The 21,859-nt window shown below is 57.8% G+C and carries 18 protein-coding genes and 1 tRNA gene; 9 read left to right on the forward strand and 10 right to left on the reverse strand.

All coding sequences use genetic code 11. The features are described 5' to 3' along the window. Positions 1-31 precede the first annotated feature (31 nt). Genes AAIH46_RS09655 through AAIH46_RS09670 form a run of 4 tightly spaced genes read left to right on the forward strand, consistent with a single transcriptional unit; the run spans position 32 to position 3,830 of the window. Positions 32-1,060 carry a GDP-mannose 4,6-dehydratase gene (locus tag AAIH46_RS09655; RefSeq protein ID WP_430305641.1) on the forward strand — a complete coding sequence of 343 codons (1,029 nt, stop codon included), beginning with the start codon at positions 32-34 and terminating at the stop codon, positions 1,058-1,060. Further along, on the forward strand, positions 1,060-2,142 hold the full coding sequence (gmd, locus tag AAIH46_RS09660) for a GDP-mannose 4,6-dehydratase (protein WP_430305642.1): 1,083 nt from the start codon (positions 1,060-1,062) through the stop codon (positions 2,140-2,142). The genes AAIH46_RS09655 and gmd overlap by 1 nt, the downstream gene beginning before the upstream one ends. A 4-nt stretch (positions 2,143-2,146) precedes the next feature. After that, on the forward strand, positions 2,147-3,085 hold the full coding sequence (locus AAIH46_RS09665) for a GDP-L-fucose synthase family protein (RefSeq protein WP_430305643.1): 939 nt from the start codon (positions 2,147-2,149) through the stop codon (positions 3,083-3,085). Next, complete coding sequence (locus tag AAIH46_RS09670; protein WP_430305644.1) at positions 3,051-3,830, forward strand: glycosyltransferase family 2 protein; 780 nt, start codon at positions 3,051-3,053, stop codon at positions 3,828-3,830. Before AAIH46_RS09665 ends, AAIH46_RS09670 begins: the two co-directional genes overlap by 35 nt. A gap of 19 nt (positions 3,831-3,849) precedes the next feature. Here the strand turns inward: AAIH46_RS09670 and AAIH46_RS09675 are convergent, their stop codons facing one another. Continuing rightward, on the reverse strand, positions 3,850-5,667 hold the full coding sequence (locus AAIH46_RS09675) for a hypothetical protein (RefSeq protein WP_430305645.1): 1,818 nt from the start codon (positions 5,665-5,667) through the stop codon (positions 3,850-3,852). Between the two features lie 465 nt (positions 5,668-6,132). On the opposite strand from AAIH46_RS09675, the gene AAIH46_RS09680 reads away from it, so the two are divergent. Together AAIH46_RS09680 and AAIH46_RS09685 are read left to right on the forward strand one after the other, a co-directional pair. Further along, positions 6,133-7,998 carry a hypothetical protein gene (locus tag AAIH46_RS09680; RefSeq protein ID WP_430305646.1) on the forward strand — a complete coding sequence of 622 codons (1,866 nt, stop codon included), beginning with the start codon at positions 6,133-6,135 and terminating at the stop codon, positions 7,996-7,998. 1 nt (position 7,999) lies between these two features. Then, positions 8,000-9,793 (forward strand): hypothetical protein, encoded by a 1,794-nt coding sequence (locus AAIH46_RS09685; RefSeq protein ID WP_430305647.1) that lies wholly within the window; start codon positions 8,000-8,002, stop codon positions 9,791-9,793. A gap of 55 nt (positions 9,794-9,848) precedes the next feature. Here AAIH46_RS09685 and AAIH46_RS09690 read toward each other — a convergent pair whose 3' ends face one another. The 7 genes from AAIH46_RS09690 to rfbB are packed head-to-tail and all read right to left on the reverse strand — an operon-like array spanning position 9,849 to position 17,521. Continuing rightward, complete coding sequence (locus tag AAIH46_RS09690) at positions 9,849-12,146, reverse strand: hypothetical protein (protein ID WP_430305648.1); 2,298 nt, start codon at positions 12,144-12,146, stop codon at positions 9,849-9,851. Positions 12,147-12,155: 9 nt separating this feature from the next. After that, positions 12,156-13,481 (reverse strand): NAD(P)/FAD-dependent oxidoreductase, encoded by a 1,326-nt coding sequence (locus tag AAIH46_RS09695; protein ID WP_430305649.1) that lies wholly within the window; start codon positions 13,479-13,481, stop codon positions 12,156-12,158. A 41-nt stretch (positions 13,482-13,522) separates the two neighbouring features. Continuing rightward, on the reverse strand, positions 13,523-13,900 hold the full coding sequence (locus AAIH46_RS09700) for a GtrA family protein (RefSeq protein ID WP_430305650.1): 378 nt from the start codon (positions 13,898-13,900) through the stop codon (positions 13,523-13,525). Beyond that, positions 13,900-14,874 (reverse strand): glycosyltransferase family 2 protein, encoded by a 975-nt coding sequence (locus tag AAIH46_RS09705; RefSeq protein WP_430305651.1) that lies wholly within the window; start codon positions 14,872-14,874, stop codon positions 13,900-13,902. The genes AAIH46_RS09700 and AAIH46_RS09705 overlap by 1 nt, the downstream gene beginning before the upstream one ends. After that, positions 14,864-15,547 (reverse strand): NAD-dependent epimerase/dehydratase family protein, encoded by a 684-nt coding sequence (locus AAIH46_RS09710; RefSeq protein WP_430305652.1) that lies wholly within the window; start codon positions 15,545-15,547, stop codon positions 14,864-14,866. The genes AAIH46_RS09705 and AAIH46_RS09710 overlap by 11 nt, the downstream gene beginning before the upstream one ends. A 19-nt stretch (positions 15,548-15,566) precedes the next feature. Then, on the reverse strand, positions 15,567-16,451 hold the full coding sequence (gene rfbA, locus AAIH46_RS09715; protein WP_430305653.1) for a glucose-1-phosphate thymidylyltransferase RfbA: 885 nt from the start codon (positions 16,449-16,451) through the stop codon (positions 15,567-15,569). Beyond that, the gene (rfbB, locus tag AAIH46_RS09720) at positions 16,448-17,521 is read right to left on the reverse strand and encodes a dTDP-glucose 4,6-dehydratase (RefSeq protein WP_430305654.1); all 1,074 of its coding nucleotides are present in this window, start codon (positions 17,519-17,521) and stop codon (positions 16,448-16,450) included. Before rfbB ends, rfbA begins: the two co-directional genes overlap by 4 nt. A 395-nt stretch (positions 17,522-17,916) precedes the next feature. Between rfbB and AAIH46_RS09725 the strand changes: the two genes are divergently transcribed. Next, complete coding sequence (locus tag AAIH46_RS09725; protein ID WP_430305655.1) at positions 17,917-18,864, forward strand: MBL fold metallo-hydrolase; 948 nt, start codon at positions 17,917-17,919, stop codon at positions 18,862-18,864. Positions 18,865-18,903: 39 nt separating this feature from the next. On the opposite strand, the gene AAIH46_RS09730 is transcribed toward AAIH46_RS09725, so the two are convergent. After that, positions 18,904-18,978, reverse strand: a tRNA-Gln gene (locus AAIH46_RS09730). Positions 18,979-19,197: 219 nt separating this feature from the next. On the opposite strand from AAIH46_RS09730, the gene AAIH46_RS09735 reads away from it, so the two are divergent. Then, positions 19,198-19,494: a cupin domain-containing protein gene (locus tag AAIH46_RS09735; protein WP_430305656.1), complete on the forward strand. Its 297-nt coding sequence runs from the start codon at positions 19,198-19,200 to the stop codon at positions 19,492-19,494. Positions 19,495-19,950: 456 nt separating this feature from the next. Continuing rightward, positions 19,951-20,865 carry an MBL fold metallo-hydrolase gene (locus AAIH46_RS09740; protein ID WP_430305657.1) on the forward strand — a complete coding sequence of 305 codons (915 nt, stop codon included), beginning with the start codon at positions 19,951-19,953 and terminating at the stop codon, positions 20,863-20,865. An 11-nt stretch (positions 20,866-20,876) separates the two neighbouring features. Here AAIH46_RS09740 and AAIH46_RS09745 read toward each other — a convergent pair whose 3' ends face one another. Continuing rightward, a complete protein-coding gene (locus AAIH46_RS09745; protein ID WP_430305658.1) occupies positions 20,877-21,836 on the reverse strand; it encodes a DUF1499 domain-containing protein in 960 nt (319 codons plus the stop codon). Positions 21,837-21,859: the final 23 nt, after the last annotated feature.

Below are 21,859 nucleotides of genomic sequence, written 5' to 3' on the forward strand. Positions count from 1 at the left end.
CGCAAATGCTGCTGCACGGAGGTCAGTGCCCATGAAGCGCGCGCTCATCACCGGCATTACCGGACAGGATGGTTCCCTTCTTGCCGAGTTGCTTCTCGACAAAGGCTACACGGTCTTCGGGCTTGCCCGTCAGGAAAGCTGGTACCGGCCGAACTGTGCCAGCCATCTGGCAGGCAAGGTCGAGATCATATTTGGTGATGTTACAGAAGGCGTAGACATCGCCAACGCCGTCCAGGAAGCCGCCCCGGATGAGATCTATAATCTCGCATCCCAGTCACGGCCGGGCGAATCCTGGGCAAGGGCTCCCGAAACTCTGATGGTGAACGGTCTGGCGGCGATCAGGCTGTTCGAGGCTGTGCGCCACAACCGACCGGCAGCCCGGGTCTACCATGCGTCATCTTCCGAGATGTTCGGGCGTCAGTGCGGCTCGGATCGGCAGGACGAGAATACCTCTTTCAATCCGGTCAACCCATATGCCGCGGCGAAGGTCTACGCGCATCACATGGCGTCGATCTATCGGGACAGCTACAAGCTCTACATCACCAGCGGCATTCTTTTTAATCACGAGAGCGAGCGGCGTCCGCTGCATTTCCTGACGCAGAAGGTCGCCTATGGTGCAGCCTGCGCCTCGCTCGGCATCGTCAATTCACCGGACAGGAACGAGCGCGGCCGGCCGATCGTCGAAGGCGGCAGGTTGGCCTTGGGGAACCTGGAAATTGCTCGCGATTGGGGTTATGCGCCCGACTTCGTCAGGGCCATGTGGATGATCCTGCAACAAGAAGAGCCCGAAGACTTCGTCATAGGGACGGGACAGTTGCACACGCTGAAGCAATTGTGTGAAGCAGCCTACCAAAGTGTTGGCTGTGACTGGCAAAGATGTGTATTTAGCGATCCGGTATTATTCAGGCCGCTGGAGCCCGGTCATATCCTGGCAGATCCCTCCAAAGCGATGGACTTGCTCGGATGGCGCCCGACGGTCAGCTTCGAGGAAATGGTACGGCGCATGGTGCAAGCGCAAATCGCGCACCTGCGACCCTTGGTAGATAGTGGAGATGTATAGTGAAGAAGGCTCTTATCACTGGTGTGACCGGACAGGATGGCTCTTACCTGGCTGAGCTGTTGCTGGAAAAGGGATACGAAGTTCACGGCGTGAAGCGTCGTACGTCTCTGTTCAACACAGACCGTATCGATCACCTCTACGTCGATCCCCATGATGGGGCCAACAAGTTCATCCTGCATCATGGCGATCTTACCGATTCGTCGAGCCTGATCCGCATCATCCAGCAGGTTCAGCCCGACGAGATCTACAACCTGGCCGCCCAGTCGCACGTGGCCGTATCCTTCGAAGAGCCGGAATATACCGCGAATTCCGACGGCCTTGGTGCTCTGCGCATTCTCGAAGCGATCCGGATCCTCGGACTTGAGAAGAAGACAAAGTTCTATCAGGCCAGCACGTCCGAACTATATGGCCTGGTGCAGGAAATCCCGCAGCGGGAAACGACGCCCTTCTACCCCCGCTCGCCCTACGCCGTCGCCAAGCTGTATGCCTACTGGATCACGGTCAACTACCGCGAATCCTACGGTATCTACGCGTGCAACGGCATCCTCTTCAATCACGAGAGCCCGGTTCGCGGCGAAACCTTCGTGACGCGCAAGATCACCCGCGCACTGGCGCGCATCAAGCTTGGTCGCCAGGAGTGCCTCTATCTCGGGAACATGGACGCCAAGCGCGACTGGGGTCATGCCAAGGACTATGTCGAGATGCAGTGGCTGATGCTGCAGCAGGAACAGCCCGAGGACTTCGTCATCGCCACCGGCGTTCAGTACAGCGTCCGGGACTTCGTCAACGCTGCTGCCGCCGAGATCGACATGAACATCACCTGGAAGGGCGAAGGCGTCGATGAGCGCGGCTATGATGAAGCCGGCAAGTGCATCGTTTCCGTTGATCCGCGCTACTTCCGGCCAGCGGAAGTCGAAACCCTGCTCGGCGACGCCAGCAAGGCTCAGCAGAAGCTCGGATGGACGCCGAAGATCACCTTTCAGGAGCTCGTCACGGAAATGATGCGGGAAGACATGAAGTCTGCCGAGCGGGACGAAGTCGTGAAGAAGCACGGCTACAACACGTTCAACTATCACGAGTAATCTCATGGACAAGAGCGCCAAGATCTACGTTGCCGGCCATCGTGGGATGGTCGGCTCTGCCATCGTTCGCCGGCTGGAAACAGCCGGCTATACGAATGTGATCGCGCGTACCAGCGGTGATCTCGATCTGACGCAGCAGGCTGCCGTCAGCGAGTTCCTGTCGTCCGAGCGCCCGGATTACATCTTCATGGCAGCCGCCAAGGTCGGCGGCATCCATGCGAACAACACCTACCGCGCCGACTTCATCTATCAGAACCTCATCATCGAGGCGAACATCACGCATGCCGCGGCAAAGGCTGGCGTCGGCCGGATGTTGTTTCTGGGATCAAGCTGCATCTACCCGCGTGACTGCCCGCAGCCGATCAGGGAGGAATACCTCCTCACCGGACCGCTGGAAGCCACCAATGAACCTTACGCGATTGCCAAGATCGCCGGCGTGAAGCTCTGCGAGAGCTACAACCTGCAGTACGGAACGAAGTACGTGTCGGCGATGCCGACGAACCTCTACGGTCCGAACGACAACTATGATCTCGCCAACAGTCACGTTCTTCCGGCCCTCATCCGCAAGGCGCATCAGGCGAAACTGCGCGGAGACAGCACCTACACCGTCTGGGGCTCCGGGCGGCCGATGCGCGAGTTCCTCCACGTGGACGACATGGCCAGCGCCTGCGTCTTCCTGATGGAGCATGACGAGATCGTCGACGGGCTCTTCAACGTCGGGACCGGTACGGACGTGACGATCCGCGAGCTTGCCCAAACGGTCATGGATGTCGTCGGCTTTGGTGGCGAGATAGTTTTCGATGCCTCGAAGCCTGATGGAACGCCGCGCAAGCTGCTGGACGTCAGCCGTCTTCAGGGACTGGGTTGGAAAGCCAGCATCGGCCTGCGCGAGGGTATCGCGCTCGCCTATGCCGACTTCCTGTCGAAGCATCCCGGAGGCTGATCTGTCCGATCCGCTGATTACCGTCGCTGTCCCGTCCTACAATCAGGGCCGCTTTCTCGACCAGGCCCTGACGTCCATCTTCGAGCAGGGTGTTCCGGTCGAGGTCTTCGTTCTGGATGCCGGTTCTACCGACGATTCCGCCGAGGTGATCTCGCGCTGGAAGGACCGTCTTGCCGGCTATCGAAGCCACACAGACGACGGGCAGGCCGCCGCCATCAACGAAGGCGTGGCGCAGGGACGCGGAAAGTATGTCTGCTGGCTGAACAGCGATGACTGGCTCTTGCCGGGCGCGCTGTCGCGCTTGGTCGAGGCCGCCGAGGCGATGCCAGAGGCGCCCATGGTCTATGGCCGCTGCTGGAACCACCACGAGAACACGGGCACCCGCAAGGCCGTCTGGGTTGAGCCCTTTTCGGAGCGCAGGCTTGCCCTGCGCTGCATCATCTCCCAGCCGGCGACGCTGATCCGCCGTTCGGCATGGGAACGCGTCGGCGGCGTCGATCCCGCCCTCCATATGACGATGGACTACGATCTCTGGTGGCGGCTCTACAAGGCGGCCGGCGCCCCCCAGTTCATCGACGACTTCCTGGCCGTCAATCGCGTTCACGACGCGACGAAGACCAAGACCCAGCGCCGCCTGCACTACCGCGAAGCCATCGATCTGGTGCGCCGTCACCATGGCAGCGTGCCGCTGAAATGGTGGCTTGCGCAGCCTTATGCGGTGTGGTGGAAGGGGTTGATGCGGTAGAATCACGCAGCACGTGGCATCACTTGTCGATGCTCTTCACCAAGCCAATTGTCAGCTCCTTCAAATGGATTGTGCCTTTTCCGTTCGCCCAGCCGCCGAGTCCGAACGAAATTCTAAAAGGCGATCCAGAAGAGACAAAATACCGTGAAATGTGTCCTTCGACCGCTTCCGACGTCATGATGGGAGCCAGGATCTTTTCGCCATGCAGGGAGATGTGGGCGGCATTTTCCCCGGAGACTTCAGCGATCACGTCCCAGTCCAGAACGGTATCAAGTCGGTAGATCCCGCTGGGGAGCGTGATCGGATCAGAAACGAGGGCTGCGTCTGTGAAAGTATCCGATGAGACACGGCGGGAGCCCAAGTCGAATGTAGCTGTGCCGAATGTCGCGAACTTCAAGGCATGCCCATCGATCTGATTAGCATCCTTGATGATTCCTGCATCATTCTCATAGATGATATACTGCGGCTCAAGTTTCTTCTGCCCACCGACGATATTGATGAGTCTGATTCCGCTGGGATTGATGATCCGGGTCGACGCGAATGCCCGCATTGTCTCCCCTGCCGGCGTGATGGCCCCCATTGCAATGCAAACGATGAGGGGAAGCTTCCTGAATGAGAAGGGGAGCAAAACCATCGCATCAGCCGCCACAACGGCGAGTATGCCGAGGGACGGGATAGAGGCACGCATTAGTAGGTCATTAAAGGCACCGACGCTGGCAAAGCAGAGTGCGAACACGAACAACGCATGAACAGCGATCAAGCCCGCGCGTCGGGGCACAACAATAACGATTGACGCTGCGATAACAACAAACTCTAAGAGGACGAAGGCTAGCCACAGAGCCCAAGAAAACTGCCGCTTTTGCCAAAGGACATCCGGTGCGTCCCAGACGAACTGGAAGGGAATGCCGCCCGACCCTTGGGTCAGGTAAAGTGCGGCTGCGATCAGCAAGACAGGCGCTACAATCAAGTTGCTGCGTGAAAATGCTGGGCGAAGTCCTGTCCTCGTAATCGCCCAGAGTAGCGTTGGAACAAGACCCACCGCACAGAACGGGGACCAGAGCGCCACCGCAGCACCCAGAAGCCCAGCATTCCTCACCGACCGCAATGGGTAACGCAGAACTAACAAGGCTGCAATCCATCCCGCGATCGCATGCTGAGGCGTCCACAGCAGGCTGGTAAGCGACGATGAAAGCTCTCCGAACGAGGCCCACCATTCAAAATGGAGCCACGGCATTGGAGGAACTGGCATGCTGCCGGCGACATAGCTGCCAACAACATCGGCTCCGCTAAACAGGAAAAACACTATTCCTAGAAGGATACTGTTCCGCAGCAAGTTCGCCTTCAGGCCAAACGCCAGTAACAAAGCAAGAAAGCAACCGAGCGTCGTCCATGCAAATACCAGGGAGTAGAGGAGACCAGTTCCTCCAGCCTTTGCAAGCGCCGCGGGTATTACGTAGTAACTCAGCGAATAACGAAGCGTTCCTACCGCCGCCCCGTCGGTGACGACGTTAGGAGGCCACGACTGGGTCGTGAGTTCGTTGAAAATGGCGTAATGCTTATACCAATCCAGATTCTCGGCAAAAGGCGGAATGATCCCCGAAAGCCACACGGCTAGAGCAGACATGGCAAGATACGGCCAAGCCCTGCAAAGGAGAACAAGGTCCGCCTTCAAGATTCGGTTTCTTCTCTTCAAAAACCAGTATGCAGACAGAGCGGAGGCTAGAGCTACAGGTGCCGGCCAGGTACTGAAATAAATCAACACGATGATTGATGGAACCAGCACGTACGCGAAGGCTGCGACGTAAACCAATGAATTGGCTGCATCGATCGGACACACAGCAACGTTCGCATTCGCATCTCTAGCCGGAGGCAGGGACGGAGGGGAAATTGATTGGGAGTTGTCCCACAATGTGCCCTTACCCCAGCGGCTCAAGCTTCGCCGCTCCGGATCTGGTCGTTCTTCATCTAAATGTTATTTCCATACAGAAATCAGTGGGGACATCGTCGTAGTACCAGAGGACGCGGGAGAGCCGGTCAAACAACGAACAACAGCAGACCGCCAACTGCCTTCTAGAGCAGAAGCCACCCAATTGCGATAAGATACCGCACATCATTCAGACGTTTATTGCAAGCCAGGTCCGACCACTTGCATGGTCATTAGACCACCGATAGATCATACATTCCGCCGGGCATTTGTGGAGTCGAACTTGACTCTGGAGATCCTGTTGATTGGCATTTGTCCCAGGCTCGTTTGCGTCATGCCGCATCGTGGAAGTCGTTAGTGGACGACGGATTGGTAACTATGGCTTACGAACTGCCCCCAGGATCCGACAACGTTGTTGCCGCAGCCGCTGTCTTGTGCGCGCTATCACTGAAGTTTTATGCTATTGGCGGCTTCGCACTAGTGGTCGACAGGTATATACGCGACCCCCTCGCGTCATGGCTTTCAGCCTGGATTGCCGTGCAGGTAGCGACTATTTTAGCCATGCTTACCGTCTCAACGTCGAGCGGGTTGACTACAACATTTGCATGGACGTGGCTGATAGGGATAGCAGGCGCCAGCACCGTGACGCGCTCGCTCGGCGGATATGGGACCCCAAAAGTTCCGCGGATCGATGCCCCATCACTCGTATTCCTGGCGCTCTTAGCCGTTATGGCCCTGCGCTCGTTTCTAATGTTCGACTACACTCTCGACGGATTTGCTTACGGCTATCCGCGGATGGCGATTTGGATGAACTACGGCAATATGCTGGTTCAAATGAATACTGCGCAAATCAATATATTCTCCAATGAATGGAACGGTGAATTAAACGGATTAATATACGGCTTATCCTCGGGTAATATCCAAGGATTCGGTTTCGGCAACGTTGAAGTCATGGCGCTATTGTTTTTATCTGCAAAATGGTTTTCGACTTTGCTATGCAAAAACGTTCTTCAGTGTTCTTCGATTGCATTAATAATTTTTTCGAGCCCTGCAGTGTTAGGTTTGGCTTCCACTACCAAAGGAGACCTCCTTGCCGTCGTCGGAATAATTCTCGCCGCTGGATTCACCTTGAAAGCGGTCAGAGCAAAGGAACCCTATTTCTTTATCGCTATGGCTGTTTCCTGCGCGGGTCTGGCGGTCGGATCCAAGCTTGCCTCAGCCCCTATTTCTATTTTTGCGCTGGCTGCGCTTATTCTCACGCTCGCCAAGCCACTCCGCCTCCGTCCTACGATTGGAGCGCTATGTGTTGGAATTGCCTTCGCTGCGGTTTTTTGTTCGCGATTTTTCTTGAACCTGTTCGCGTATGGTAACGCTCTGGCACGGGCGGATGGTGAAAGTCCCGAGTTCGGCATATATACGTTCGTTGGAAATTTAGGGCTTGTCGTCCGAAGACTTTGGTCGGGGGCCGAGACTCCGCCTTTTGATGTATGGGCTTTAAGTGCGGGATTCGGCACTGCTACCCTTTTTATTGCCGTCATAATCGGATTGAATTGGCGGGACATTCAGAAGCGAACCGCCCCGGCGAATCTCGTTATACTCGTACTCTCTCTAGCTGCTTTGACTACATGCGCTGCCCTGATACCTTACCGCCCTTGGAGCTTTCGTTACCTGCTTCCCGCAGTGGTCATCATAGCTATCGCACTCGCAACCCTATCGACTAAGCGCTCTGCACGTCTTGCAGCCTCACTGTCGATACTAGGCGCTTTGATAAATTTTGGATCAGCAGCCAGACCGGGCGAGATTATTCCGCCAGTCGCAGCCATTAAGCTTGAGAGACACTTTACGAGCTTTGCCAATGCAAAGAGTATAGAGCGGGCAATGATGTTCCATCCTGGAACATATCTAACTTATCATGTAAATGAGTTGTGTCTTGATAAACCACAGGGCATATCCATTGCGACCCTGAATTCTATAAACACTTTCTATTTCCCTTTCTTGGGCTCCCATGCCCAAAACCGTCTTCTCCTAACAGCCGATCTTGACGAACTGGTTGCGACGGCGGCGCAAGCCAAACCCGACCTAGTGAGCGTGACCAGAGGCGCAGCAGAAGTAGAAGCGAATGCCGATCTTAGCCGCATAGGATATGTGGAATATTATAGAAACGATTTCGATCGCGTAAGAACGACACTGTTCATAAAGAGGGCTTCAAATAGGTTTTGCCCGTTAGATTCCGGAGACCCCTGACGTGATTTCGCTCCTCCAGGTTGCCGTCATTTTGATATCCGTTCTTATATCTTGCTTGGCAATGGGATCAACCTTTCGCCGTGCGGCATTAGGACCATCCGAGGCTTCATTGAGCGTAGTTGATCTCCCGCTCGGATATGCATTTACGAGCGTTATTCTGGTTTTTTCATTGCGGTGGTTCGGCGGATTGATCCCGGGCACCGTCATTTTGGCGATATTCTTAGTATATTCTACTCACAAAACATATAGATCAGTTATCCGTCTGAACACCTTTGGGTGGCCATCACTTCTAATCTGCGCCTCGTTCATTATCGCAGTCGCTATGGCATACACGCCTTTGCTTTGGGCTTTCGGAACAGTTTTTCAACCGCCACAGATATATGACGCGCCAAAGCACATCCTGACGATCACTGCGCTTCAGAGTTCGGCCTCTTGGCCGCCTCAAAATCCATTCATGCCCGGCCTTGGATTCGCATACAACTTTGGTTTTTACGTGCTTCCGGCAGCAGTTATAACTCTAATCGGTGACGGAAGACTTGCGATATCGCTGGTCCCGTGTCTTGCAATCATTTCTGCTACTTTTGCTCTGCTACTGACGCTATCCGTCGCCGAAAAACTCGGCACATCCAGAGCTTCCCTTCCCTTAGTCGCGTTGTCGGCCACTTGGCTAGGGGGCTTCACGCCATTCCTGTTAAGCGATCACCCTCCCCTGGGCTTTCGCCTTTATTCGGAGGGTATCGTGACTCGTCCGATTTGGGCAGATGAGCCATTCATATCTGCTATCTTCGCACCACAGCATCTTTTCGCCGCGACTTGCGTACTGGCGACGCTCTCCATTGCCTTATCTCGGGGCGCCGTCTGGCGACGCGCTTTGCTCGCTACGGTCCTTTGTTTGGCAGCATCTTTATCGAGCCTCATCCTGATTCCCCACATCAGTGTGATTCTTTCGCTAACGGTATTGATAATGGCTCGTGAATGCGAGAGCAGACGTCAAATCACCTTCGCTGCTTTGGCAGTTCTGGCGTATGCCGTTCTCCTCCTTCCATTTTTCTTAGATGCGGTGCATTGGCAGAGTGGAACAGGAGGCTCCGTGTTTGGACTACCGCCGGACGTGAAGACGGTCGCCGTTTTGTTTCTATCAATCGGGCCCGTCTTGATTCTGGCTATTGTTGGCGCGCAAACTCTTTACGGCTCGGGATCCCGGGCGAACACAATTTTCATTATTGTTCCATTGGTGACGTCTATCTTAGGTTCCCTCCTCCTTCAGTATTCGGAGGCGCCGTTCAAATCCACGCTGTTGCTACGAACGATTCTGCCTTGCTTGGCTGGCTTGGGTGCTATGTCCCTTTGCAGGTCCATTAGATTCGCGTGGGCGAAGGCGTTCTCTGCAGTCCTGATAGCATCGCTCGTTGCCATCAATGCGCCAACTACTTGGTTTTTTGCAGCGGCTTCATTGAAGCCGTTCTCCGCTTCAGAAAGAAACTTTCTCAGCGCGATGCAAACTGCCGAAGCTCCAATAGTGTTCGATGGCTTGGCTGATCAGTGGTTGGCTTCATTGGCCGCAAAGCAGACGGTGTCGGACTTTCGTCCCTTCAGGACTGATGCCTATCTCCCGCCCGATGACAGGCGCTCCTATTCCGAGTTCTTCGACCAGAGAAAGCTACGCTCCTGGGATGACTATGCGCTTGGAAGCGTAGTAGCCACTCCTGATAGAGCGGCATCATGGACCGATGGAACTAGGGACACCACAACACTCAGCGCGATGGGCCTAATGTTGATCCGAAAGCGTAATTAGCTAGTTTTCCGGTGTGGCGAGATGGATATCTCGCATCGGATCGCGGTCCTAGCACCTACAACTTGGCCTCGACGTGGAGGTTTTGTATCCTCCATGAAGCTGAGCGGGTGTCCGGTGCCTGCAGGGGTGTGGCGACACCATTTGTGCTGATGCGAAGTCTCTGGATATCAGTCGGGCTGACATCCAGCACCTCATCGAACACTGCTGGCGCCTCGCCCGAGCTTTTGATGGCAACAGAAGCAAGCTCGCGACGTTCTGTGCCTTCGCCTGCCTCCAGCACCAGCGTGATCGTCTGCGGCCCGCGTGTCGCGTAGGTGAAAGTCACATGCGTGCGTGCCGTAGCGTCGTTGACCAGAAACGACTGCAAGTTGAAGACTGCTTGCCCCTCAATCCAGCGCCACCAGTCTCGGCCGTTCGTCTCCATCTCATGAGCGCCCTCGACAGAGGCTATGCGGATCCGCCCACCCCGGGGCATCAGCCCGACGGTGAAGGGACCGACGTTAAGTCCATCGCTCGAAACCTGCTCCGGCAACAGCCGCTCGGCGATGCAGTGCCCCACCGCAAGTTCCCGGCGTTTTTCGCGTTCAGGCAGGAAAGCATTGACGTAATCATCTCCATGCCAATCGGCCAGAACCTGGCGGTCGGGAAGATAAAGCGTTGCTATCTGCCTGAACTTCTGATCCCGGTCGCCGAATGAGAGATAGACAGGTGCTCCGGGGGCGCAAGAGGCCAGTACAGCCTGCCTGAACTCCCGATAGAAGTGCGCCAGATCCCGGACATGTCCGTAGGTCTTGAGGACCGGTCTCACGCGTTCGACCGCCGCTGCGCCGGAGCCAAGGAGTGCGACGACGCACAAAGCGGTCAGCGCATTTGCAGAATGCGTTCTCAAACGGGAAAGCGGCAAGAGCAGCGCCAGCAGGATCAAGACCGAGAAGAATGGATGCGCCCAGTCCGCCAATTTGAATTGGCTCCAACTTTGGCCCGTGCCGACGGGAAATGGTGATGGGACCCAGTATCGAAAATACAGAAGACCGAGGGAAAGAATTACGAGCATCGTCGTAATGGGTAGGAGATCGGGCATACGTGCCGCCCTCATCATCTTACCAGCGCTATAGGCGGCAAGGGCGGCAAGGAGAGCAATCATTAGCAGCCCGCCTCCATAGGATGCCCAACCCGCGCCCGGCAAAGTCCACTGAAAGATATCCCAAGCGCCGCCGTGGATCCCGAGGGCATGAGCAACAAAACCAAGCAGGGACCAATCCACCGGCGTCCCGACAACAGCTCCTGACTGCAGCTTCAAGGCCGAGTATGCCCGGAGGATTTCCTGGTTCAGCAGAAGCAGGGACATGGCCATGACAGAGAGGCCGTAGGCGATCACCGGCCACCATCTGCCAGACTGAACCATCGTGAAAAGCGCGACGATTGCCATCGTCAGGACGACGAAGGGCACGAATTCGGAATAAGCGAAGGTCGCAGCGCTGAGAAGCAATGCGGACAACAGGGCTGCGTTGAACAACGACGCCACATTGCCTCGAGAGGAGGCCCACCGAAGGACCGGCCCCGACAGAAACAGCAAGCTGCAGGCCGACGTCATCCCCACGGTCTGCGGCAAGAAACCATAGTTGGCCGCGAAAACCGATCCACCGAAGCCGAATGCCGGAAGGCACAGCAAGAGCAAACGCTTTCGGCGCTCGATGCGCGCCAGAAACGGAGCCAGCGGAAACCCTAGTGCAAGACAGGATGAGAACATTGCGGCGATGATGACGGCTGGGTAGGCCGAATACGCCCATTGAAGACCAAAGACCGACTGGACCAGGGCCAGCAAAAACGAGCCACCCATACGGAAGCCAAAATGCTGATACATGGCGATCTGCGTCGTCAGCGGCGTAACATTGCCGGGTTCGATTATTTCGGCGAACGCATGATCTTGTAACCAGCCGCTATGGGCCAGATAGGTAAATGCGTCATTGTGTGCGTTGAATGCTCCAAAGACCAGCAATGGAGCCAGCATGCTCACGCCAGCGGCGAGCGCAACCAAGCTGTTGCAGGCAGCATGAACGACCATCCGACGTCGAAACGGCTCGCGCAGCACAACCCAACCAACGGGAAGGATCGACAGAAGTGCCGCGGCCACACCATCGCCCAGCGGAATCCAGCGCCCGACGATACTTGCCGAAACAGTCAGAAACGCAAGACCGAAAGCAGGCGCGAGGTAGAAACGTGCAACAGGACGCAACCGATTTGGAAGCAGGCCGCTCAGATACCGTCCAATCACCGTCGCCCAGAACACCAAGGCGACGGTGGTCGCGACAGCGATCCAGAAGATAGTCGGCACTGCCGGCAAACCGGTCATCACCGCCGACTACGCCAGCAAATCGGCGATATGTCGCGCGATATCACGTCCCTCGCGGATGGCATAGTTGGTGCCCCTGTCCTCGGGATAGATCTGAGCCATCGTCGAAATATGGGCATTTTCGAAGGGGGTCTCACGGCCGGGGACGTAACTCGAATAGTTCCGCTCGGTTACAGGCTGAGCATATTCGGAACGCCAAACTCGATGTTCGATCACCCAGGAACGCTCCATTTCCGGGAACATTCTCTTGAGGTGTTCGAGCGCGAAATCGACGTATTCCTCGTCGCTGAACGACCACACAGGATCTTCCACCGCCAGGTACCGCGACAGGAAGGCGATATGCGAACCCTTGTAGTTCTCAGGAAGGTCGAAATTTGTGTGCTCGATGACGCCTACGAAAGGGAAGCCGGGGTCGTTGACGTTCAGCCAATACGTATCGGAGAGGCTACGCTTGAGCCTCAATACCAGACACATGTTGCCGAGATAGCGAACACGCAGCAGGCGCTGGCGCCACTCCTCCGGCACCGCGCCGCTGAAGAGGTCTGCGATAATCGGGAATGCCGGGGTGAACAAAAACTGCTTGCCCTCGATGTCCCCGCTTTCGGTACGAACAGCGGCAAGACGCGCGCCTTCGGCATTCACGCCGAGAACCTTTTCGCCGACGCCGACCTCACCACCGGCCTGCCTGATGGCGGCGACCATTGCGTCCGCCAGGCGTCCAAAACCGCCCTTGAAATAGGCGAGCTCTTCTCCACCCTTGTCGTTTCGCGTGCTGCCGCGCAGAACGAGTTTCTTCCACATCCATACCGCATTTACGGCTTCGGCGTAGACGGAGAACTTGGATTCGATCAGGGGCTCCCAAACAACCTGATAGACGCGCTTTCCGGACAGGGATTCAAGCCACTCGCGAATGCTGAGATGCTCGATTTCCTTCCAATCCTTGACGCGGCGGACCTGAAAGACGAGCAGCCCGAGCCGAATCCGATCGACGAAGGACAGGGCCGTGAACCGCAGCAGGTCCATCGGCGTCGAGAGCTTCCACATCCGACCATTGAAATACATGCCGGTTCGCGACGGGAGCGTCACTATATCTCCCTCCATGCCGAGCTCCTTTACGAGCTCCGGCACATGGACGTCGTTGTTGAACCAATGATGGTAGAACTTCTCGAGCCTCACACCGTCGCTGAACTCGAAGGTCCCGGCGAGGCCACCGACTTCAGTGTCAGCTTCAATCACCCTGACCTTCAAGCCCCGCTTGGCAAGAACGTAAGCAGCTGTGAGGCCTGTGAAACCACCGCCGACAATTACCACATCATAAACTTGTGCCACGTTCATTCCTTTTACCAGCACTCAACGTGCCTGCAACACGATCCGCCTTAGCGATTAGCTGCCGTGCTACCGAAAGTGATGCGCCGGTTCAACATAAATTGGATAATGACAACGACCGGCAATGTAAGAAGCTTTGCCACTTTCTCATCAACGCCCATGTGGTCCACGAGAATCCACAACATCACAAAAGAAGCTGAAAATCCAACAGCCGCAACCGTCAGAAAGATCGCAAACCGCTGGGCGATCTTGTCTCTCGCATTGAATGTGATGATCCGGTTCAGGCAGAAGCTGATGATAGTACCGCAGAGATATCCGAGAACATTGGCAGTCTGGTACCAGAGGCCCGCCTGAATACTGAGGTAGTAGACTAGATAGTCAGTGGACACGCCGATGCCGCCGCAGAGGCAGTAGAGAATGAACTGCATCAGGTTTCCTCGTGCTGAGTTTGAGCACGACCTTCGATCGTCTCGCCAATCACATATTGCGGCCGTGAGTTGATTGTGAGGAGCACCCGGCCGAGATACTCTCCAAGGACGCCCAGAGCCAGCAACTGTACGCCCCCAATCACGAGCACGGCGACGATCAGCGAAGCCCACCCGGCCGGCATGACGTCAATCGTCAGCTTCTGAACGATCAACAGAAATGCGAACAGAAAGCCCAGGCCAGATACGACTATCCCAAGCAGAGACGTCAGCCGCAACGGCACTAGGGAAAAGCTGGTGGCCATCTTGAGCCACAAAGATATGGACTTCCTTAGGCCATAGCGGCTCGTTCCCGCATATCTGTCGAAATGATCGACTTCGACTGAGGCAATATTCCGGGTAAACGACAGGATGAGCCCATCGACATAAACATAGGGGCCGGAGTACGTCAGAATGTCCCGGCAGATCGGAGACTTGAGTGCTCGGAACGGAGACAGATAGAGATCTGAAGGCTTCTTCATCAGATAGCCTGCAATTCTATCGTTGAATTTACTTCCAGCGACCTTCCAAGCTGCATGGTTCCGATTCTTGAACCGTGCGTAGACTACGTCATGTCCCTCATCGAGTTTTTCGAGAAGCTTCGGTATGTCTTCTGGCGAGTGTTGCAGATCATCGTCCATGGTCACAACGATGTCGCCCGTGGCACGCGCAAATCCCGCCATCAGGGCATTATGTTGACCCGCGTTCATCCGTAGCAGTATGCCAGACACCTTCGCACGAGTGCTTGCCAGCTGCTTGATCACGTCCCATGTTCGGTCGGGAGAATGATCACAAACGAAAATGATCTCGTAACTGCCCATTACCCTGGGAGCGGCGCTCAACACGACTTCCAGCTGCCGCACAAGCTCGGCAAGTGTGAGCTCGCTTCCGTAGGCAGGGATGACGACCGAAAGCTTCAAGGCGGGTTTATCCTGCATAATATTTCCTCACCGTCCTCTCGAGATACCCATCGTCGAACGAGATGCCCAGGTTCACCGAGAGCCGTTTGACTTCAGGAACGTCGATGGCGTATCCGGCACCCGCTTCGATCATCGAGTATCTGGCCTTCCGCCCCAGGACCAATTCAAAGGTTTCGACGATATCGGTGACCGAGACTGAAAAAGGACAAGCAACATTGTAAATGCCTCTGTCCGCTTCTCCGCTGCGCACCAAGTGTGACACGATCGCCGCAATATCCTCCACATCCAGCAGATTACGCCTAGCATTCCTCCACACATTGAAATGCTCGCCGGTCTGGATCTTGTTATAGAGGAAGTTGGTAAGGATCGTGGGATTGGGTGATGCTCCGACAACCTGCGGAAGGCGGAATATCGCCCCACGAGGTGCGCTTTCAACCAAGGCCTCCATCTGGAGCTTGTGATGAACATACTGTGTATTTATCATCTCAGGATCCAGGACGCTGCAGCTCCCGAAATAGAGAAGTCGAGATGATGTCGCCAAACAATCGCGAAGAAGCTGCTCCTCTCTGAGAAACTCCTCCTCTCGCGTCTCATTCGATCTCGATACACCGGAGGCGAACACCGTAATTTCGGGATCATTCTCAAAGTACGGCACGAAAGCCGATGCGACCAGTCCCCGGCCAATAATCATAAAATAACCGGCATAGGAGTTAGCCGCCTTCGAACTGTCGTGCTATTTCACTGAGATAAAGACCATAGCTGTTCTTGCGCAGAGCGTGGCCCCGAGCCGCCAATGCCTCAACGCTCATCCATCCGTTGCGAAGGGCAATTTCCTCCAAGCAAGCGATCTTGTAACCTTGGCGCTTCTCGATGATCTCAACAAAATGAGAAGCCTCAAGCAGGCTTTCAAAGGTTCCGGTATCCAGCCAGGCAAAGCCCCTGCCAAGCACCTGAACATTCAACGAACCATTTTTCATGTAATGCTGGTTGATGCTGGTGATTTCCAATTCACCACGCGCCGACGGCTGGACAGCCTTGGCAATTTCTACGACGTCATTGTCGTAGAAATACAGCCCCGTCACTGCATAATGGCTGCGCGGGCTTTCCGGCTTTTCTTCGATCGACAACGCCCGCATCTGTGAGTCGAACTCAACCACCCCAAAACGCTCTGGATCCTTGACCGGATAGCCGAACACTGTCGCCCCACGCTCGACGGAGGCGGCGTTTTGCAAGACCGGGGCGAACCCCTGGCCGTAGAATATATTGTCGCCCAGGGCGAGGCAAACATTGTCACCGCCGATAAAGGAATCGGCAATGATGAAGGCTTGGGCAAGTCCATCGGGGCTTGGTTGCACGGCATAGCTTAGATTTATGCCAAACTGGCTACCGTCTTTCAGAAGCCGCTGAAAAGCAGCCTGGTCTTCAGGCGTGGTAATGATCAGGATGTCCTGGATGCCCGCCAGCATGAGTACCGACAGCGGATAGTAGATCATCGGCTTGTCGTAGACGGGAAGCAGCTGTTTCGACACACCCTCGGTAATCGGGTACAGCCTGGTTCCGGAGCCACCGGCGAGAACAATCCCCTTACGCGTCACCGAACCGCTCCATCTTGATACTGTGTCTCGACCCACGTCAAATATGCACCGCTGGTGACACCCTCGACCCAAGCCTGGTTATCGAGGAACCACTCAACCGTCTTGCGCAATCCGGTCTCGAATGTTTCTGCTGGCCGCCACCCCAACTCACGTTCTATCTTGCTTGCATCAATCGCATAACGCCGGTCATGGCCGGGTCGGTCTTTCACGAAAGTGATCTGCTCAGCGTACGAAAGTCCGTCTACTCGCGGACTGAGCTCGTCCAGGACACTACAAAGAGCTCGGACGAGATCGAGATTGGCCATCTCGTTCCATCCACCGATGTTGTAGGTCTCACCAACCGCGCCGCCATCCACGACACGCCGGATTGCCGAGCAGTGATCCTTCACATACAGCCAATCGCGAACTTGTTGGCCATCGCCATACACCGGCAGCGGCTTCCCAGCCAACGCATTGTGAATACACAACGGAATCAGCTTCTCAGGGAAGTGGTAGGGTCCGTAATTATTGGAGCAGTTCGTCGTCAGAACCGGTAGACCGTAGGTGTGATGATAGGCGCGCACGAGGTGATCCGAGGATGCCTTGCTCGCAGAGTACGGGCTATTCGGTTCGTAGCGGCTCGTCTCGCTGAAGGGAGCATCGTGCTGATTCAGCGAGCCGTAAACCTCATCAGTCGACACGTGCAGGAACCGAAACCCCGATTTCTCCGTTCCCTCCAAAGTGTTCCAGTAGGCACGTGTTGCTTCGAGCAATCTGAAAGTCCCGACGACGTTCGTCTCGATGAACTCTTCCGGCCCATGGATCGAGCGATCGACATGGGACTCAGCAGCAAAGTTGAGGACGAGCCTGGGTTTATGCTCAGCAAGAACTGCGGAAATCCGCGAGCGATCAGCGATATCCGATCTGATGAAGATGTGCCGCGAATCATTTTCCAGAGAAACGAGATTTGCCAGGTTGCCAGCATAGGTGAGCTTATCGATGTTTATGACTGGCTCATCGCTGTGTTGAAGCCATTCAAGCACAAAGTTGCTGCCGATGAAGCCCGCGCCCCCCGTCACGACTATTGTCATTGGCTACTTGTCCCACCGCATAGTTCGCCCCAAGAAAGCCGCACTTCTCCGATGTGCGTAGGTGGCCTCATACACGAGCCAAACTGGGCGGTCAAATGAGGGGCGAGATTAGTTTCGGCCCTATCCATCGGGTTTAGGCTGTGAACTTAGACGTGTGAAAGCAAGTAGCGCCTAGGTTTGGAGACGACCGGCAATCTAGCCCGGCAAGCTTTAGGTGAAGAGGCTGCTGCGTTCAGAAGGCTATCCTCCTGCAGATCCGAGACGAGGCTTCGACGGGGAAAACGGGCTGCGTGGGGAAGGTCGAGGGGCCTGCTCCACGCCGGCCCATGCAGATCCTGCGCGCATCAATCCTGCTGCGGTGGTATCGTCGCTCCGTCACCCAAGGAGATCCGTCGATGCACGCATTGCCTGACGCATTCGCCAGCCTGACGCGGCGCGATATCCTCGCCGGAACCGCGGCTTTCGCCGCAGCCAGTCTCATGCCGCCCAAGGCGACGGCGGCGGCGGCCGATTTCCACCGCCTCACCCATGGCGCCTTCGACATCACGGTGGTGAGCGACGGCTTCCTCACCCTTCCCGCCGCGGTGCTGGTGCCCGATGCGACCGTTGAGCAAAGACAAGAAATCCTGACGCGGCTTGGCGGGAACAGCGAGCAGGCGCCTGTCCAGGCAAACATCCCGCTGATCCGGCATGGCAGCGACCTGATCCTCATCGACAACGGCTCGGGCACGCATTTCCAGCCCAGTGCCGGCAGGCTGGAGGAGAACCTGCGCCGCCTCGGCGTGACGCCCGAGCAGGTGACCAAGGTGGTCTTCACCCACGTCCATCCCGACCATTCCGGCGCGACGACGACATCGGATGGCCGCGTGCTCTATCCGAATGCCGACTACTTCGTCAGCGAGCGGGAATGGAATTTCTGGGCCGACAAGGATTACAAGGCCCACATGCCTGCGGCCCTGCACGCCTTTGCGGAAGGGGCCCAGCGCGACCTGTTCGCCGTCAAGGAGCGCCTCACGATGGTGAAGCCGGGCGACGAGATCGTCTCGGGGATGCATGTGATGGAGACGCCCGGCCATACGCCCGGGCATGTGTCGATCGAACTCGCCGGCGACGGAAACCTGCTGATCACCGGAGATGCCTGTACCAACGACGTGATCTTCTTCGAGCATCCCGCCTGGCATTTCGGCTTCGATACCGATGCGGAACTGGCGCTGAAAAGCCGCCGGGCATTGCTCGACCGAGCGGCCTCGGAGCGACTGAAGATGCTGGGATATCACTGGACCTATCCCGGTGTCGGCTATGCCGAACGCAAGGACGGAGCCTACCGTTTCATCGCTGCCTGAGGGCAGCCGTGACGCTACACTGTTCATTCAGGACGAAAATGGCTGGGGCGCCAGGATTCGAACCTGGGAATGCCGGTACCAAAAACCGGTGCCTTACCGCTTGGCGACGCCCCACCAGACCCGGCATCATCGGCTGTCAAACGGCCGGTGCGGTCACGGGTGCGACAGCGTTTAGCAAAGCTGCCGGGCCGTCACAATAGCAGTTTCGCGGCTGAAAGAGTTTTCTCGGATGGCGCGACGGGATTGCGTTGAGCGCCGGCATCGCCTTGAATGGCTGCGGCCTGCATCATCGGCGCCCCTGCTTCATCAAGAGCGTCCAGCCCCGGAGACCGAATGACCCGATATCGCGCCCGCCCGCCTGCCATTGCCACGACGCTGCTGGACGACGCGGTGGTGCGCATCGTCCGCTGGGATTTCGAGCCCGGGGCCGATACCGGCGTGCACACCCATGGGCTCGGCTACGTGGTCGTGCCGATGACCGACTGCCAGTTCCTGATCGAGGAAGCCGGCAGCGAGCGGCGCGTCGCGATCGAAAAAGGTGCCGCCTATCGCCGCGATGCCGGAACCGAGCACAACGTGGTGAATGACGGGACGCAGCCGATGTCGTTCATCGAGATCGAATACAAGTGACGCATTCCCGCCGCCGGCGCAGTTGAGCGCCCGGTGCGTGCGGTTGGCGGAGCAATTGAGCCGGCGGAGCAACCGGGCCGGCGGAGCAACCGGCCGGCGCCAAACTTCGGCCACTGGCGCACGCGGGCCAGACGCGCAGGGGATCGGCGGCGCGTCTGGTCGACGGCTCCAGCGTACGGCTGCTTGCCTCGATCGCTCCAGCTCAATCGCCGCTTTCGTCGCTGCATGGTGCGGCTGCAATCTAGAGACTTAGGCTTTGCGCAGACGTCGCGGGTTGCTCGCCGGCTTCAGCCGCAAGTCGCCCGTCTCCTGCCGTACCCCTGGCATCGGCGGGCTCGCAATGCGGATCAGTCCCTCCCGGATCGCCATTGCCGAACTGCGACCTTTCGCATCCGGTCCATTCATGGGAGGAAGGTCTCGAAGAACTCTTTTCATGAAGCAAAGCCGGCAGACCGCATGGAAGCATCCGATTTCGACCTCAACTTCGAGCCCTCGCACGGGATGCCGGTGAAGGTGGCCGAGGGTGTCTGGCGCCTCACCTGCAACAACCCCTCCCCCTTCACGTTCCAGGGCACGAACTCCTACATTGTCGGGCGTGGCCGGAGCGTTGCGGTGATCGATCCGGGCCCCGACGACGATGCGCACTTCGAGGCGCTGATGCGGGCGCTTGACGGCCGCTCGGTCAGCCACATTCTCGTCAGCCACACGCATCGCGACCATTCTCCGCTTGCCGCCCGGCTGAAGGCCGAAACCGGGGCCGTGACCGTCGCCGAGGGAGCGCACCGCGCCTCGCGGCCGCTGCACGAGGGAGAGGTCAACCCGTTCGCCGAGAGCGCCGACATGGGCTTCCGGCCGGATGTCGTGCTCGCCGACGGGGCAACGATCCAAGCCGACGGCTGGGCAATGACCGGGGTCCACACGCCGGGGCACACCGCCAACCATATGGCGTTTGCGCTCGAAGGGACCGGCATCCTGTTTTCCGCCGACCACGTGATGGCCTGGGCGACGACTATCGTTGCACCGCCGGACGGGGCGATGAGCGATTTCATGGCCTCCGTCGACAAGCTGCTGCAGCGCGAGGGCGACCGGGTCTATTTTCCCGGCCATGGCGGACCGGTAGCCGATCCGGCCTCTTTCCTGCGCGGGCTGCGCACCCACCGGCGGATGCGCGAACGGGCGGTGCTGGAGCGGGTGAAGGCCGGCGACGCACTGATCCCCGACATGGTGCGAGCGATCTATGCGCGCACCGACCCGCGCCTGCACGGTGCCGCGGCACTATCGGTGCTGGCGCATCTGGAGGATCTGGTCGAGCGCGGGCGGGTGGTGACCGAGGGTCCTCCGTCGCTTTCGGGACGTTATATGCCCGCGTGACGTGGTGACCGTTACTGGGCAGCGATGCCCAGCAGCTCGGCGTCGAGCGCCCTCAGAAACGTCTCGGCGATGTCGGCCCCGAGGCCCAGATCGTGAGCGCCGTAGCTGGCGGCAACCCGAACATCCACCAACGTCGTCTCCTCCTCCTCACGCAGCCGCACCGCCACATCGAAGGGCAGGCCGAGGATCAGCGTGCGGGTTGCCCCCTGCAGCAGAAGATCGCCGTTCGCCTGCGGCAGCAGCGACTGCGCGGCAGGGTCCGGTCGCGGCAGCGGCACCGGGATGACGTCCGGCACCGGCGGAGCGGCCAGAGCCCGACGGTCCCGCACCCGGGGCGCCGCCTTTGGCTCGGATTCGACCTGGGCCTGGGCCTGAGACTGGGCCTCGCGATCGGCGGCCTCCTCCCTCGCCCGGCTCAAGCCGCGTTCGGCCTTCAGGGCGATGCGGTTTTCCTTGGCCACGGTCATCACGGCCTCGTAGACGCGGTCGAGCGCGCCCTCGTATCGGCGGCCCGTGAGCGCCGGGTAATCGAGTTTTTCGAAGCGCCGGTCAGCCAGCGTTGCGATCGGCGGACGGCTCAGCCACAGCTGGTCAGCCTGCGGCGGACGGCGCCAGCCGGGCGGATCATCGGGATCGGTGGTCACATCGTAGAGGCGCGGATGGCTCTGGTAGAGGAACCCTGCGAACAGCACCAGAGCAAGCGGTGGCAGGGCATAGATCAGCGCCTTGGTGGAGGCGACGCCGCCCTCTGCCCCATGTTGCCAGAGCTGCAGCAGGCCGCGCAGGGCAAACGGCAGGCTGACCGCCGCAATCGCCCCTGACAGCAGCGTCAGCGCGATGAAGTGCGGCGTCGCCAGAGGACCGAAACGGTGCGCCACGACGGCGATCGCCAGCAGCATCAGCGCACCGAGCGCCAGGCGCTTGGCGGCATAGGCGGCGGTCGACACCGGTCTGACGAAGCGAACGGTCATGCAATCCTCTCCAGCGGTTCCGG

This window comes from Rhizobium sp. 0TCS1.26 (assembly GCF_050455525.1).
GTDB lineage: Bacteria > Pseudomonadota > Alphaproteobacteria > Rhizobiales > Rhizobiaceae > Neorhizobium.